Here is a 14,262-nt window from a genome sequence, read left to right as displayed (position 1 = left end):
GCAGCAATTCCGGTTACTTGAGAGCAGTCTAAGCAGTAGCGAGCCGTAGCTGAAGGGAATGTGAATAAGTCCCTGATTTCCTTCCCTTTAGGAACGCTACCGACAATTCCTCGTTGGCGTGGAACACCGGATGACGGTATCGTGGCGGAGCGGTTGTCGCGTGTGGATGGCGACCGGGGGTGAGTTCGATGAATCTGGCATTGTTGATCGCGGGGATTTTCGCCGTCGTGGCGGGCTTCCTTTCGATCCTGTTTGGCTTCTCCGTCAGGGAGTTCAGCCTCGGCAGCCCCCTCATAATCTCGGGCACGATCGCCGTCTGCTCCGGATTGTTACTGGCCGGCCTCTATGTCGTGGTCACGGAACTGAAGGGCCTCGCGCGCCGGCTGGCCGGTGCGCCGTCCGAGGTTCGGGTCAGGCCTGTGCTGCCGGGCCTCGCCGCATCCGGGCCGGGCCTTGCCGTGCCTGGCGCTGCTGCGCCCGAGCCGCCCGCTGCGGCGGCAAGGGGCGAGGCAAGGATCGAGCCGCCACCGTCGCCGCCGCCCGCCGCAGGCCCGCCGCCGTGGCAGAGCGAAGCCGCCGCGCGCGAGCGTCCGCGTGTCGAGACGCCGCCGGTGCCGGAAGCTCCAACGCCGCCCGCGGCTCCGGAAGCGCCGCGCCGGCGCAACCTGTTGTTCGCCTCGACCTCGCGCAAGGAACGGGAGCGTGCGGAGGCGAAGGCCATCGAGGACGCGCCGCCGCAGCTCCCTGCGGAGCTCGGTGAGGCCCTGGATACTCCGCCTGCAAGCTTTGACGACGCCTGGCCGAAGCCGGACCGCATGCGTCCGCCGGAGCCGCCGGCTGCCTTGCGCCGGCCGCCGCAGCGCTCGCCATCGACCTTTGCGGAGGCCGCTCCGCCGCCTGCGCCCGAGCCGCCGCCGCCCCCACCGCCGCCTGTCGAGCAGCCGCCCGTCACCGTGCTCAAATCCGGAATCGTCGACGGCATGGCCTATTCGCTCTATTCCGACGGCTCGATCGAAGCGCAGATGCCGGAGGGCATGATGCGCTTTGCCTCGATCGACGAGCTGCGCGCCCATCTCGACCAGCGGTCCTGAGCTCTGCCGCGCAGAACTAGAGCGCCGTTGTCGCCACCGTGTCGGTCATCGTCTGGTTTCAGCCGAACGTCCTGTTGACACGGAATAGTTCGGCGTCGTCTATCCCGTGAGGCGCAAGTAGAGGGGCGGGCCGATGTCGGACGCTGGGGCAAAGAATTTCATCGAGCTGACGGCGAGCATCGTGTCGGCCTATCTCAGCAACAATCCGACGCCTGCGACGGAGATTCCGAATCTGATCAGCCAGGTGCATGGCGCCCTGGTCCGGGTGTCGTCAGGTCGCACCGAGACCGCGCCGCTCGAGCCGGCCAAGCCGGCGGTCTCGCTGAAGAAGTCGATCGCGCCCGACTATCTGGTCTGCCTGGAAGACGGCAAGCGCTTCAAGTCGCTGAAGCGCCATCTGCGCACGCAGTACAACATGACGCCGGAGCAATACCGCGAGAAATGGGGCCTGCCGGCCGACTACCCCATGGTCGCGCCGAACTATGCGGTGGCGCGCTCGCAATTGGCCAAGCAGATGGGCCTCGGACAGCAGCAGCGGAAGAAGGGGAAGTAGAGCCGCTCGCTCGGCCAGCTCTGGTAGGGTGGGCAAAGGCGCGCGCTTGCGCGACGTGCCCACGAATTCTCACCAGTCACACGCAAATCGTGGGCACGCCCACCCTACGAGAGCTTCTTACGACGCTTCCGCCAGCGCCTCTTTCGCATCGGTCTTGATGCGCTCGACCATCGAGCGCAGGCCGTTGGAGCGCTGCGGCGTCAGGTGATCGCGAAAGCCGAACTCGTTGAACACCGCGATCGCGTCGGTATCGAGGATCTGCTGCGGCGTGCGGCCCGAATAGAGCGAGAGCACGATCGCGACCAGCCCGCGCACGATATGCGCGTCGCTGTCGCCGCGATATTTCAGGATCGGCGCGCCATGGCCGCGGTCGACCAGCTTCTGCAGCCAGACCTGGCTGACGCAGCCGTTGACCTTGTTCTCGGCGGAGTGTTCCGCCTCGGGCATCGGTTCCAGGGTACGGCCGAGCTCGATGACGTACCGGTAGCGGTCGTCCCACTCGTCCAGAAGCTCGAAATTGTCCCTGATTTCGTCGATCGTCGTCATGTTGGCCCGTGTTCCCGTTAGGGCCAATATAAGGATGCGAGGAGATGAAATCGATAGGGTTTGGGCGCTAATTCGCCGCCGCCGGGCCGCGCCATTCCAGCGCGAGGTCGTCCTGGCTCAGGGTATCGCGCGGCGCCTCGGCCGATGCGGCATCGCCTTCGCCGGCCATCGCGATCGAGCCGGTATGGTCGGGCGCCTTCTTGTCGTTCTTGTCGTTCTTCTCGTTCTTGTCGTTGGAGATCTGCTCTTTCTTGTCGTTGATGATCTGGTAGATCTTGCGCGCCCCGTCCTGGGCGCGCTGGCCGATGATGGTCGCGGCCTGTCCGCCGACCTCACAGGCCGCCGGCTGGCGCTTGCAGAACTGGGTCATGTCGGAGACGGCCGCGGTCGCAGCCTGCACCGCATCGGCAGCACCGATCTGCGGCAGCTTGTCCGATTCGGGCGTCTTGTCCCTGGGCAGGAGCACCAGCACCAGCCCGAGCCAGAATGTGATGCGGAGCAGAAAGCGCATCTTAGCGACCTGTACGTTCGATCCCGTCCGCGGCGAACTCCGCGGATGTCGGACCTAGCAACTCTCGATAAATCGCAAGTGATTGCCTTGAGCTTAATTCGCGGAAAATTTACGCAAAATTCTTCGAGATCGACGGTGTCGTAAATTTTCGATTGACGCCGGCGCCCCTGCTTTCGCTGGCACGCATATCCACCAATTCGAAACCATGCCGGGATGCGTGAAACCCTGTGTTCACCATCCTCGCCGAAGACGTCGCCAAATCGTCTAAAAAGCCCCGCGATGTCCCGGCGTCCGGCCGCACACCGAGCCGCCTTAGCACTCGTTTAAGGTCGCTCTGACACGGTGGCTCAACGACAAGGAGGCGTTGCGGCGCGTCTTCCAAAAGACGATTGAGCCGAAGCGCGAGACCCGTGACAGTTTTGAGTATCATCCGCGATTGTCTCGATGCACTGCTGCATCCCTCCGCGCGTTACGATGCGCTGATGCGGGCGCGTCATCGTGCCTTCATGGCGCCGCGGCTGCTCGGCAGCCTGGCCGCCTTTGCCGCATTCCCGGTCTATCTCGCCATGCGTGGCGCGCCGAGCGCGGTCGAGGTCGCCGCGTTCGCCTGGCTGATCGCGCCGATCATGCTGTCCTGGTTCCTGTCGCGCACCGGCCGCTATGAAGGCGCCCATGTGCTGTCGTCACTGGCGCTCGCCGGCCTGATCATGGCGGTCGCGGGCACCACGGGCGGCATCGAATCATTCGCCGCGGTCTGGCTGGTCGTGGTTCCCCTCGAAGCCGCGCTGTCGGCCTCGCGCCGCGTCGCGGCCTTCGCATTCTTGCTCGCGCTGTCCTGTGCAGGACTCCTGATCCTCGTCGGCCAGCTCGGCTGGCTGCCGGTTGCAGACACCAGCCCTGCTGAACGCGGCGTGCTGATGGCGTGCGGCGTCGTCTCGGCGACGCTCTATGCCGCCGGCCTTGCCTTCGGCGCGGAATCGCTGGCGCGCACCAGCGTGGCGCTGCTCTCGCGTGAGGAGGAGCGTTATCGCCTGCTCGCCCGCAACATGAGCGACGTCGTCTCGCGGCATCGGCGCAACGGTGCGGTGCAGTTCATCTCGCCCGCGGCGGAAGCCATGCTCGGCACGCCGGTAGCGCAACTGCTCGGGCATGGCCTGTTCGACCGCGTCCATGTCGCCGATCGCCCGGCCTATCTCACCGCGCTCTCCGATGCCGCGCGCGGCGACGTGCGCAGCATCGAGTTCCGGCTGCGCTATGAGCCGGACGGTTCGGAGCGCGGTCAGGTCGATTTCCTCTGGGTCGAGATGCGCTGCCGCCCGCTCGACCGGGATATCGCCCAGAATCCTCATGGCGACGTCACGCGCGAGGCCGAAGTCGTCGCCGTGATGCGCGACGTCACCGACCACAAGCTGTCCGAGCAGGCGCTGGATCAGGCGCGCAGTGCCGCGGAAGCTGCCGATGCCGCCAAGACGCGCTTCCTCGCCACCATGAGCCACGAGCTGCGCACGCCGCTGAACGCCATCATCGGCTTCTCCGAGATGATCGCGCAGGAGCAGACCCTGATGCTGGGCTCGGCCCAGCGCCAGGAATATGCCCAGCTCATCAACGATTCCGGCCAGCATCTGCTGTCGGTCGTCAACGGCATCCTGGACATGTCCAAGATGGAGTCGGGCAATTTCGAGATCGCGTCCGAGCCGTTCGCGCCGCGCGCCTCGCTGTTGCATTGCTGCAATCTCTTGGCGCTGAAGGCGCGGGAGAACGGCATCGACCTCATCACCGACGCGCCGCAGGATCTGCCTGTCATGACCGGCGATCCCAGGGCATTCAAGCAGATCGTGCTCAATCTCGTCGCCAACGCCATCAAGTTCACCGAGCGCGGCGGTCAGGTCTCGGTGACCGCTGCGGTGTCGGGTTCGCAGCTGACGCTGCGCATCAGCGACACCGGCGTCGGCATCGCGCCCGACGATCTCAAGCGCATCGGCGCGCCGTTCTTCCAGGCGGGCAAGACCTATCAGCGCCGTCACGAGGGAACCGGCCTCGGACTTTCGATCGTGAAGAGTCTCGTGGCGTTGCATCTCGGCGAATTGACGGTACAAAGCAGATTGGGAGAGGGCACCGCCGTCACCGTCAGGCTGCCGCTCGTCTACACGCCGCCGCAAGTCAAGCCGGTCGAGAGCAAGGTCGCGACGCTGACGCCGGTGCTGCGCCAGGACCTTCAGGACCAAACTCACGACCAGTCTCAGGACCAACCCGCTCTGGTGAAGAAAAGTGCCTAAGAAGTCTGCCAAGGACGAAGCCGCTCCGCGCCGCCGTGGCGCGAAGGCCGCGGTTATCGATGTCGAGACGGAGCGCAACCTCGTGATGCGCGTGCTGCTGCACAGCCCGAAGGACACGCTCGCCGGTCTCGTCGCCGTCGCCGCGATCGGCGCGATCGTTGCCAATGCGCTGTTCCTGCAGACTGGCCGCCATCCGGCGCCGATGTTCGGCACCGTGATCAATCTTCCCGCGCCGTCCGCCGTGGCGCTGTCGAACCCAATGCCGCGTCCGCGCCCGGTCGGCGCCGATACCTCGCCGCTGGAGCCGCGCGCGACGGAGTTCCGCGCCGAGCCGAAACCTGCCGAGCGAGCCACCGAGAAACCGCCGGAGAAGCCGGTCGAGGCGACCGCATCGACGCCGCGCGCGGGCAGTGATCCCATGACCAATCTGGTCAAGGCGACGACCTCGACGCCGCCGTCCGCCATGCGTCCGCCCGCGCCGATTCCGGTGCCGCAGAGCCCGGCCGCGCGGCGTATCGCCGGCGTGCAGCGCGCGCTGTCCGAATATGGCTACGGCAATTTGAAGATCACGGGCACGATGAGCGGCGAGACCCAGTCCGCGATCCAGAAGTTCGAGCGCGAGCACAAGATGCAGGTCACCGGCCAGCTGTCCGACCGGCTGCTGCGCGAGCTCGGCGCCGCGATCGGTCATCCCGTCGAATAACGCGCATCCCGCTGTCATTGACGCCGATCAATTCCGGGCATCGCGCGCCGCAAACCAAGCCGTGCCCGCGCGCGGGCGATTTGCGTGGGATCAATGACGGCCGACGGCTTTGGGGAACATGATCGCTCATCTTCAACGAAGAAGAGAGATTGTCATGTTCAAGGTCTCGGTTCTGGTCTGGATCATGCTGGGCACGACGCTGGCGGGCGTCAGCCTGATCGTCGTGCTGATGGTGCCGAGTTTCGCCGCCGACGCGATCAGGAACATCCCCTATGCGGTCGCCGTGGGATTCGCGCTTGCGATGCCGCTGTCATATCTCGTTGCGCGCCAGATCAACGGCGGGCAACGTGTAAGCAAGGCGTGACAATCGGACGCTGAGACTGGCGGCGCGCGTCACGCTGGCCTATCGTTCGACTCATGCGTTTGAAATCCAACATATGGGTCGCGGCCTACCTGCGCCGGTGCCAGACCGAGGGCGTGTTCGGCGCGGTGCGTCGTCGCGGGGCCGAGGAGGCGGGCGCGGTGTTCGTGAAGGTGTCGTTGCTCGACGGCCATGCGATGCTCTACGCGCCGGCGCCGCAGACCGTCTATGACGACGGCCGGCCGGTCGATCGCTTTTTCGTGCCGGTCGCGCAGCAGCCCCTGCCGGAGCACACGATCGAGGAGCGTCTCGCCAAGGAAATCCGCTTCGATCCGGACGCGTGGATCGTCGAGACCGAGGACCGTACGGGCCGGCATTTCCTTGAGCTGGCGAAGACGTAACTGCTGCTCTTCCGTCGTTGCGAGCCCAACACCCAGCCTTGTAGCCCGGATGGAGCGAAGCGTAATCCGGGACTTCCGCCACGAGTGACGGAGACCCGGATTACGCTGCGCTCCATCCGGGCTACGGGCTAAACCGTCTGCGCTACCGCTCCGATGACCCGTCGGTGCCGGTGCGGCGCGGCATCGCGCCGGGCTGCACGCCCGGCCGGGTCTGGCTTGCGCCGGCGCGGGCGCGCTGGCGTTCGCCATCGTGCAGTGACGGCTGGTACTTTGCGCGGGTGACGGCCAGCGTCGAGCCGCGCCAGGCTGCCAGCATCACCAGCGCCGAGCGGTCGCTGAGGCGGTCGTAGAGCCGCGACAGCCGGTACACCTCGTTCACGGACGTGCCGATCTCCGGCTTGAAGAACAGCAGGATGCGCTGGAAGTTCGGGCTCGGCATGTCGAGCGCGCGCGCGGCGACCGCGAGCGCCTCGCCGCCGGCATCGTCGACGATCTGGGCCGCGACGCGCGAGGGCAGGATCAGGCTGTCGCCGAGCTCGAGGGCGAAATTGTCGACGTCGCCAGCGATCGCCGCCATCTCCAGGATCTGAATCGCGCGCTTGGCGCGCACGGTCGGAATGCGGGGCGCGGCCTTCAGCGGGGTCTGCGCCAGATTGTGCAGGATCAGCGCGCGCTCGGAGGCGCCGGCGCGGAAGAACATGTCGTGGATCTCGGCGGCGTCCGTCGGCTGCATCGACATGTTGGCGGCCATGCGCAGCTCGGCGTCGGTCGGCGTGCGGGCCGGCGAGGGGGCCGGTGCGGGCGTGGGGATCTCGCGGGCGAGCGGAACCCTGCGGCCTTCCTGCGCGGCGACCAGCCCGAGCTTCTGCAGGACCGGGACGGGTGTCGACGGATAGATTGCGAGCTTGGCCTTGATGGCCGCGCGGGTCGCATCGTCGACCTGGTCGATCAGCCGCGTTGCAAGCTCGGTAAACTGGCGCTGCTCGTCGTCGCTGTGGATGCGCGTCTGCACATAGAGGTCGGTCAGCACGCGCAGCAGCGTCGGCCGAACATCGACGCCTTCGCGACGGGAGAGGGACATCAGCCCGTCGAATCCGGGAAACAGCGACTTGGTCATGGAGAGATACGCGACCTGGAAGAGATACTGCTCGCCAGCCTATCGCAGGCTCCTTTAAAGGCTCGTTAAGGAAAACGAGGCGTGAAGCCGAACGCTCGATTTGAAGCGATCTCGTGCCGCAGCGGGACGTCGCGGCCGGCCCGTGCGGCTACGGTCCGACCGCGACGTTTACACCCCGTTAACCATGAACTGATCTTAATGAATGCATGTTGCATGAGCGCGCCTGGTCGCGCGGCAATTGAAGAGAGCTGACATGGGGACCATCATTGAATTTCCGGCCGGTCGCCGGGTGGGCTCGTCGGGGGATGTGGCTCCGCGCGCGGACATGGGAACGATCCTGATCCTTCCCGTCATCCGTATCGAGCGCGAGGCAGACGAAACCAGCGGCGATCACGGGCCGGAGCAGGGCACAGCGCCGGGGCGCCGTCGTCGCCGTCGCTGATTTCAGGCTTTTGCAATGCCGGACACCATCCGCCAGATCCGGTCTGTTCTATCGGCCGTCCTGCTCACGCTGCTGGCTGCGACGCTCGGTGCCTGTAGCGGCGGCGATTTCGGCCGCACCCGCGCTGACATGCGCAGCGACGACATGCATCGCTGGTTAGGGGCCGAAGCCACCGGCAGCGTCGGCCTGACGCCGTCGCAATTCCAGCTCACCGACGAGGAGCGCCAGCTGCGCGACCTCGCCTATCCCATGATCGAGCCGCCGCTGTCACGCCCCGCATGGAAGAGCGTGTTCGGCGACTACAAGGCGATGCCCTCGCCCTGGCGGCAGAAGATCGTGTTCGACCGCACCATGTACGGCCGCACGCTGATCGACGAGCCGCACCGCTCGCATTCCTCGCGCTATGCGCAGCTGATCGAGGACGTGCGCAACGACATCACCCGCTTCGAGCCGTTCTTCGCGTCCGCGATCCGCGTCATCGACCTCGACCGGAAGCGCGACGCCAGCATGGCGCGCGTCTCCGCGCTCTCGCCGAGGGAGAGGGACGACGCGGTCGCGCGCATGCAGGAGAACTCGCTGATCGTGCAGTGGGTGCAGCAATGCCTGGAGCAGCGGATCTCGTCCTATCGCTGGGCATTAGAGCGCCTGGTGATCCACGCTCCCGACGGCATGGCCGCCGACGCCGACCGCCTGATCGGCGAGCTCGCCGCCCAGACCGCCAACCCGCCGGTCCAGGCACAACCGCCTTATGGACGTGCGGTCATCTCGAAGGGCTGAGCTTTTTGCGCGCGCCGCGGCGCTTGGTTCGATCCGGCCGCCGCTGCTTCTGCAGCTTCCCCACAAACTCCTTCAGCGCATCCGCCAGCGGCACCGAGGCGCGGTAGGCGAGGCCGACCTCGCGCTTCACCTTGACCTCGATCTCGCGCACCGCGACATCAAGATTGCCCTTCGCCACGCCTTCCGGGACGATGGCGATGCCGACGCCGGCGGCGACCAGCGCGATGGCCCAATCCTCCGATTGCGCGATCGCCGCGGTCTGGCGCCGCTGCGCATTGCGGCCGAAGAATGCGCTCTGCTCGCAATGGCAGCGATCGATCAGTGGCACGCCGGCAAGGTCGGCGGCCCGGAGCTTGTCCTTCAGCGTCAGCGGGTGCGACGGCGGTAACGCCGCGACATAGCGCTCGCTCCACAGCGCGACGAAATGCTCGTCATCGCGCACCATGGTCTTGGCGATGATCCGCGCGTCTGCGCGCTCGTCGCTGCCGACGAGGCGAAGCGCGATGTCGCTACGCGCCGTCAGGGGCTTCAAGAGCGCGATGGTCCGGGGCACGTCGAGCGTGCGCATCAGGCCCAGCGTCACCGTGGTCTTCGTGATAGGCTTTTTGAACAGGCTGCGCGCGGCATCGGCCTCGTCGATGATGCGGCGCGCCAGCGTATGAAACTGCTCGGCCGAGGCAGTGGGCGCGACGCCCTTCTTGTGCCGAATGAACAGCGTGGTGCCGAGCTCCGCCTCCAGATTGGTGATCGCGGTCGAGATCGACGGCTGCGACACGAAGCAGGCCCGCGCCGCCGCGGTCAGATTGCGCTCGCGGTAGACGGCGGCGAAGTAGCGAAGCTCGCGGATATCCATAGGATTGGCCTAGAGATAATATCAATATTCGATATTTTACCTATGGATCGAGCTATGACAAGAGCGTCCTGCTCACGAACACAGGCAGGGATACGCGATGAAGATCCACCATCTCAACACCGGCACGATGTGCCCGATCGGCCGCCGCCTGGTGAACGGTAGCGGCAGCTTGTTCCAGCGCGCCCGCCTGGTCTGCCACTGCCTGCTGATGGAGACGAATCACGGGCTGGCTTTGGTCGACACCGGGATCGGCCTCGATGACATCGCATCGCCTGAGCGGCTGGGGCGGCGCTGGGTGCGGCAGACCGCGCCAAAGCTGGATCCCGCGGAGACGGCAGCCGAGCAGGTGAGGGCGCTCGGCTATTCACCGAACGACGTGCGTCACGTGCTGCTGACGCATCTCGATCGCGATCATGCCGGCGGCGTGCCCGACTTTCCCGATGCCGCGATCCACGTCCACCGCGCCGAATACGACATGGCGGTGCTGCGCAAGCCCGCGCCGCCGGAAGGCCGCTATGTCACGCGGCAGTGGAGCCACGGTCCGCGCTGGCAATTCTACGGTGAAGCCGGCGAGGACTGGTTCGGCTTCAAGGGCGTGCGCGCGCTCGGCGACAAGGAGGCGGATATCCTGATGATCCCGCTTGCCGGCCACACGCTCGGCCATTGCGGCATCGCGGTACGATCAGGCGATGGCTGGTTGCTGCATGCCGGCGACAGTTACTTCCACCATGCCCAGCTCGACGCGTCGCCGCGCATGCCCTTGATGCTCGGCTATTTCCAGCGCCGCGGCGACATGGACCGCGCAATGCGGATCGCTAACCAGACCCGGCTGCGCGCGCTGAAGCGCGATCACGGTGATCGCGTGACGATCGTCAACAGCCACGACCCCGCGGATTACGAGCGCTGCCGGTGCGGGATCCACGGAGCGATCAAAGCCCGAGCAGTCAGCCCGTCGACTTGACTCTCGATCGGCCTGAGACCGGCCCGGCGACCGCCACCTCCCGCGTGATCCACTCGGCGAAGACGCGGATCGGTCGCCGCTGCTGGCTCGCGCGCGGGAACACCAGGTGATGGCCGATATAACGGATGTCGACGGAGCGTCCGGCGAGGGGGGCAACCAACCGCCTTGTGGCGATCTCGCGTTCGGCAAGCCGGGTTGACTCCAGCGTCACGCCGAGGCCGCTCGACGCCATCGCGATCGCCAGAAAGCTGCGATCGAAGCGCATGCCGTGAATGGCAGGCGCTTCGAGTCCGTTGGCGGTGAACCATTGGTGCCACTGCACCTGCTTCACTTCCGAGCGGATCAGCACCTGATCGAGCAGGTCCTTCGGCTTGCGGATCTTCTTCGCGAGCTCGGGCGTGCAGAGCGGCGTCACGATCTCTTCGCCGAGCGGAATGACCTCGACACCCTCGGCTCTCGGCTGCCCGTAGACGATGTCGATGTCGAAATCGTCGTTGCTGAACCGGGCATATTCCGTGCTGGCGGCGAGCCGGACCTCGAGCTGGGGCTCTGCGGCCATGAAACGGGCGAGGCGCGGGGCGAGCCACTGCGCGGCAAAGCTCGGCGCGCAGTGCACCCTGAGTAATTGCGGGCCGCGGCCCGCGACCTCTTCGATCCCGCGCCGCAGATTGTCGAAGGCGGCGCCGGCATGACGCATCAGGTTCTCGCCCGCCGGCGTCAGACGGACGGCGCGGGCGCTCCGCTCGAACAATATCGTGCCCATCGCGCTTTCGAGCTTGCGGATGGCGTGGCTCACCGCGCTCGGCGTCAAATGAAGTTCGTTCGCCGCATCCCGGAACGAGCCGGTGCGTGCGGCCGCCTCGAACGCGCGGATGGACGATATCGGAATACTGGACAGCAGCATCCGACGAGTGAACCAAATTCACCTATGCAAGACAACAGCGCGTTTGTCGGAAACGGCGCAGGGGCATAATCAACGGGTCAAGAACAATGGCGCCGTCGGTGCCGGCAACAGCCGTTCAGGGAGGATCACAATGCTGCTACGCGGCAAGACAGCCATCATCACCGGAGCGGCCTCGCCGCGGGGCATCGGCCTTGCAACGGCCCGCCGCTTTGCGGCCGAAGGCGCGCGGGTCGCCATTCTCGACATCGACGGTTCGGCCGCGGAAGCCGCCGCGCGCGGGCTCGAATCCGGCACTGGCGAGCCGCATCTTGGCCTCGCCTTGGACGTCACCGACAAGCAGGCCTGCATCAAGGCCGTTGAAGCGGTCATCGCTCGGTTCAGTCAGATCGACATCCTCATCAACAATGCCGGCGTGACGCAGCCGGTGAAGCTTCTCGACATCACGCCTGAAGACTGGAACCGTATCCAGGACGTCAACCTCAAGGGCATCCTGTTCCTGTCGCAGGCCGTGATCCCGCATATGCAGAAGCGCAAGAGCGGGTCGATCGCGTGCATGTCGTCGGTCTCCGCGCAGCGCGGCGGCGGTATCTTCGGCGGACCGCATTACTCGGCGGCGAAGGCCGGCGTGCTGGGACTCGCCAAGGCAATGGCTCGCGAATTCGGGCCCGACGGTATCCGCGTCAATTGCGTGACGCCGGGCCTGATCGGCACCGATATCACCGCAGGCAAGCTCACCGACGAGATGCGGACGAAGATCCTCGAGGGCATACCGCTCGGCCGCCTCGGCGAGGCCACCGACGTCGCGGGTATCTACACCTTCCTCGCCTCGGACCTGTCGGCCTATGTCACCGGCGCGGTCATCGATGTGAACGGCGGCATGCTGATCCACTAGCCGAGGAGGGGAGAACGATCATGGCAACACCGACGCTCACAAACGCGCCGACGCTCGCACAGCGGGCCCGCAACATCCGCCGCAACGCCTTGCTGATGGGCGAGGTTCAGGGCCAGGGTTATATCGCCCAGGCGCTCGACATCGCCGACGTGCTGGCGGTGGCCTATTTCCACGCGATGCGCTTTCGCGCCGAAGATCCGGTCTGGGAAGGCCGCGACCGTTTTCTGCTGTCGAACGGACACTATGCGATTGCACTTTATGCGGCGCTGATCGAGGCCGGGATCATTCCCGAGGCTGAACTCGAAACCTACGGCTTCGACGAGAGCCGACTGCCCATGTCGGGCATGGCCTCCTATACCCCGGGCATGGAGATGTCCGGCGGCTCGCTCGGCCTTGGCCTCGGCATCGCCGTCGGCATGGCGCTCGGGCTGAAGCGGAAGAACTCGGCGGCGCGGATATTCACCCTGTTCTCGGACGGCGAGCTCGACGAGGGCTCGAAATGGGAAGCCATCATGTCTGCGGCCCATCACAAGCTCGACAACATCATCGCAATCGTCGACGTGAACAATCAGCAGGCCGACGGTCCCTCCAAGCAGATGCTCGGCTTCGAGCCGCTGGTCGATAAGCTCGAGGCCTTCGGCTGGTTCGTGCAGCGCGTCGACGGCAACGATCTCGATGCAGTGGTGGGGGCTTTCGATGCCGCGACGGCGCATGCCGAGCCGAAGCCTCGCATCATCGTCGCCGACACCTTGATGGGCAAGGGCGTTCCCTTTCTGGAGCAGCGCGAGAAGAACCATTTCATTCGCGTCGAGCCGCATGAATGGCAGCTCGCGCTGTCGGCCTTGAACGCGGGAGACCAGCCATGAAGTCCGCAGGATCCACCCCTTCGGCAAAGCCGCGCCTCACCACCTCGGCCATGATCGCCTCGATCGCGGCGGAGGGCCAGCGCACCAAACCCGCTCCCTTCGGCCACGCGCTCGTCGAGCTCGCCCGCAGCCGCGGGGACGTGGTCGGGATGACCGCCGATCTCGGCAAATACACCGACCTGCATATCTTCGCGCAGGCCTTCCCCGATCGTTACTACCAGATGGGCATGGCCGAGCAGCTGCTGTTCGCCGCAGCCTCGGGGCTCGCCGCCGAAGGCTTCATGCCGTTCGCAACGACCTACGCGGTGTTCGCCTCGCGGCGGGCCTATGACTTCATCCACCAGACCATTGCGGAAGAAGACCGCAACGTGAAGATCGCCTGCGCGCTGCCCGGCCTGACCTCGGGTTATGGACCCAGCCACCAGGCGGCCGAGGATCTCGCCCTGTTCCGTGCGATGCCGAACATGACGGTGATCGATCCCTGCGATGCGCACGAGATCGAACAGGTCGTGCCGGCGATCGCCGCGCATCGCGGGCCGGTCTATATGCGCCTGCTGCGCGGCCAGGTGCCGCTGGTGCTCGACGAGTACAATTACCGGTTCGAGCTCGGCAAGGCAGCCTTGCTTCGTGACGGCAGCGACGTCCTGGTCATCTCCTCGGGCATCATGACCATGCGCGCGCTGGAGGCGGCCCAGGCCTTGTCGGATGACCGCATTGGTGCGGCGGTCCTGCACGTTCCGACCATCAAGCCGCTCGACACCGAAGCGATCCTGCGCGAAGCGGGCAAGCCCGGCCGCCTCGTCGTCGTCGCCGAGAACCACACCGTGATCGGCGGGCTCGGCGAGGCCGTGGCGACGCTGCTGATGCGCTCGGGGGTTCATCCCGCGTTCCGCCAGATCGGACTTCCCGACGAGTTTCTCGCCGCCGGCGCGCTGCCGAGCTTGCACGACCGCTACGGCATCTCGACTGCGGAAGTGAAGCGGCAGATCAAGGATTGGCTGCGCTAGC

The 14,262-nt window shown here is 66.1% G+C and carries 17 protein-coding genes; 12 read left to right on the top strand and 5 right to left on the bottom strand.

The annotated features are described in order from the left end of the window. Positions 1-188: 188 nt before the first annotated feature. Both GGD61_RS18740 and GGD61_RS18735 read left to right on the top strand, forming a co-directional pair. Positions 189-1,091 (top strand): DUF308 domain-containing protein, encoded by a 903-nt coding sequence (locus tag GGD61_RS18740; protein ID WP_183230988.1) that lies wholly within the window; start codon positions 189-191, stop codon positions 1,089-1,091. 133 nt (positions 1,092-1,224) lie between these two features. Then, positions 1,225-1,644 (top strand): MucR family transcriptional regulator, encoded by a 420-nt coding sequence (locus GGD61_RS18735; RefSeq protein WP_018315761.1) that lies wholly within the window; start codon positions 1,225-1,227, stop codon positions 1,642-1,644. Positions 1,645-1,761: 117 nt separating this feature from the next. Here the strand turns inward: GGD61_RS18735 and GGD61_RS18730 are convergent, their stop codons facing one another. Beyond that, positions 1,762-2,190, bottom strand: coding sequence for a SufE family protein (locus GGD61_RS18730; RefSeq protein ID WP_092256626.1), 429 nt, complete (start codon positions 2,188-2,190; stop codon positions 1,762-1,764). A 67-nt stretch (positions 2,191-2,257) separates the two neighbouring features. After that, positions 2,258-2,701, bottom strand: coding sequence for a DUF5330 domain-containing protein (locus GGD61_RS18725; RefSeq protein ID WP_092256623.1), 444 nt, complete (start codon positions 2,699-2,701; stop codon positions 2,258-2,260). A gap of 410 nt (positions 2,702-3,111) precedes the next feature. Here GGD61_RS18725 and GGD61_RS18720 point away from each other — a divergent pair, with 410 nt between their 5' ends. The 4 genes from GGD61_RS18720 to GGD61_RS18705 all read left to right on the top strand — a co-directional run bounded on the left by GGD61_RS18720 (position 3,112) and on the right by GGD61_RS18705 (position 6,442). Continuing rightward, positions 3,112-4,977, top strand: a complete 1,866-nt coding sequence (locus GGD61_RS18720) for an ATP-binding protein (RefSeq protein ID WP_177237107.1) — start codon at positions 3,112-3,114, stop codon at positions 4,975-4,977. Beyond that, entirely contained in the window at positions 4,970-5,680 is a 711-nt protein-coding gene (locus GGD61_RS18715) for a peptidoglycan-binding domain-containing protein (RefSeq protein ID WP_092256617.1), read from the top strand. The genes GGD61_RS18720 and GGD61_RS18715 overlap by 8 nt, the downstream gene beginning before the upstream one ends. Positions 5,681-5,834: 154 nt before the next feature. Beyond that, entirely contained in the window at positions 5,835-6,044 is a 210-nt protein-coding gene (locus GGD61_RS18710; protein WP_026201548.1) for a hypothetical protein, read from the top strand. Positions 6,045-6,097: 53 nt separating this feature from the next. Further along, on the top strand, positions 6,098-6,442 hold the full coding sequence (locus GGD61_RS18705) for a DUF1491 family protein (protein ID WP_092256614.1): 345 nt from the start codon (positions 6,098-6,100) through the stop codon (positions 6,440-6,442). A 142-nt stretch (positions 6,443-6,584) separates the two neighbouring features. Here the strand turns inward: GGD61_RS18705 and GGD61_RS18700 are convergent, their stop codons facing one another. Next, positions 6,585-7,559 (bottom strand): DUF2336 domain-containing protein, encoded by a 975-nt coding sequence (locus GGD61_RS18700; RefSeq protein ID WP_092256611.1) that lies wholly within the window; start codon positions 7,557-7,559, stop codon positions 6,585-6,587. A gap of 253 nt (positions 7,560-7,812) precedes the next feature. Between GGD61_RS18700 and GGD61_RS18695 the strand changes: the two genes are divergently transcribed. Together GGD61_RS18695 and GGD61_RS18690 are read left to right on the top strand one after the other, a co-directional pair. Then, positions 7,813-8,001 (top strand): hypothetical protein, encoded by a 189-nt coding sequence (locus tag GGD61_RS18695; RefSeq protein ID WP_018315770.1) that lies wholly within the window; start codon positions 7,813-7,815, stop codon positions 7,999-8,001. A gap of 15 nt (positions 8,002-8,016) precedes the next feature. Then, entirely contained in the window at positions 8,017-8,778 is a 762-nt protein-coding gene (locus GGD61_RS18690; protein WP_092256607.1) for a hypothetical protein, read from the top strand. Here GGD61_RS18690 and GGD61_RS18685 read toward each other — a convergent pair. Then, a complete protein-coding gene (locus GGD61_RS18685) occupies positions 8,762-9,631 on the bottom strand; it encodes a LysR family transcriptional regulator (RefSeq protein ID WP_092256604.1) in 870 nt (289 codons plus the stop codon). The two genes, GGD61_RS18690 and GGD61_RS18685, sit on opposite strands and share 17 nt — an antisense overlap. A 97-nt stretch (positions 9,632-9,728) precedes the next feature. On the opposite strand from GGD61_RS18685, the gene GGD61_RS18680 reads away from it, so the two are divergent. Continuing rightward, positions 9,729-10,592, top strand: a complete 864-nt coding sequence (locus GGD61_RS18680) for an MBL fold metallo-hydrolase (protein ID WP_092256601.1) — start codon at positions 9,729-9,731, stop codon at positions 10,590-10,592. Here GGD61_RS18680 and GGD61_RS18675 read toward each other — a convergent pair. Further along, positions 10,576-11,493, bottom strand: coding sequence for a LysR substrate-binding domain-containing protein (locus GGD61_RS18675; protein WP_049814764.1), 918 nt, complete (start codon positions 11,491-11,493; stop codon positions 10,576-10,578). The two genes, GGD61_RS18680 and GGD61_RS18675, sit on opposite strands and share 17 nt — an antisense overlap. Before the next feature lie 133 nt (positions 11,494-11,626). Here GGD61_RS18675 and GGD61_RS18670 point away from each other — a divergent pair, with 133 nt between their 5' ends. The 3 genes from GGD61_RS18670 to GGD61_RS18660 are packed head-to-tail and all read left to right on the top strand — an operon-like array spanning position 11,627 to position 14,261. Next, positions 11,627-12,388, top strand: a complete 762-nt coding sequence (locus GGD61_RS18670; RefSeq protein ID WP_018315774.1) for an SDR family NAD(P)-dependent oxidoreductase — start codon at positions 11,627-11,629, stop codon at positions 12,386-12,388. Between the two features lie 20 nt (positions 12,389-12,408). After that, positions 12,409-13,254, top strand: coding sequence for a transketolase (locus GGD61_RS18665; protein ID WP_092256598.1), 846 nt, complete (start codon positions 12,409-12,411; stop codon positions 13,252-13,254). Continuing rightward, on the top strand, positions 13,251-14,261 hold the full coding sequence (locus tag GGD61_RS18660; protein WP_092256595.1) for a transketolase family protein: 1,011 nt from the start codon (positions 13,251-13,253) through the stop codon (positions 14,259-14,261). The genes GGD61_RS18665 and GGD61_RS18660 overlap by 4 nt, the downstream gene beginning before the upstream one ends. Position 14,262 lies beyond the last annotated feature (1 nt).

It is taken from the genome of Bradyrhizobium sp. SBR1B (assembly GCF_014198205.1).
GTDB lineage: Bacteria > Pseudomonadota > Alphaproteobacteria > Rhizobiales > Xanthobacteraceae > Bradyrhizobium.
The sequence above is the reverse complement of the archived record's forward strand: the minus strand, read 5'-3'. Positions and strand labels throughout refer to the sequence as shown.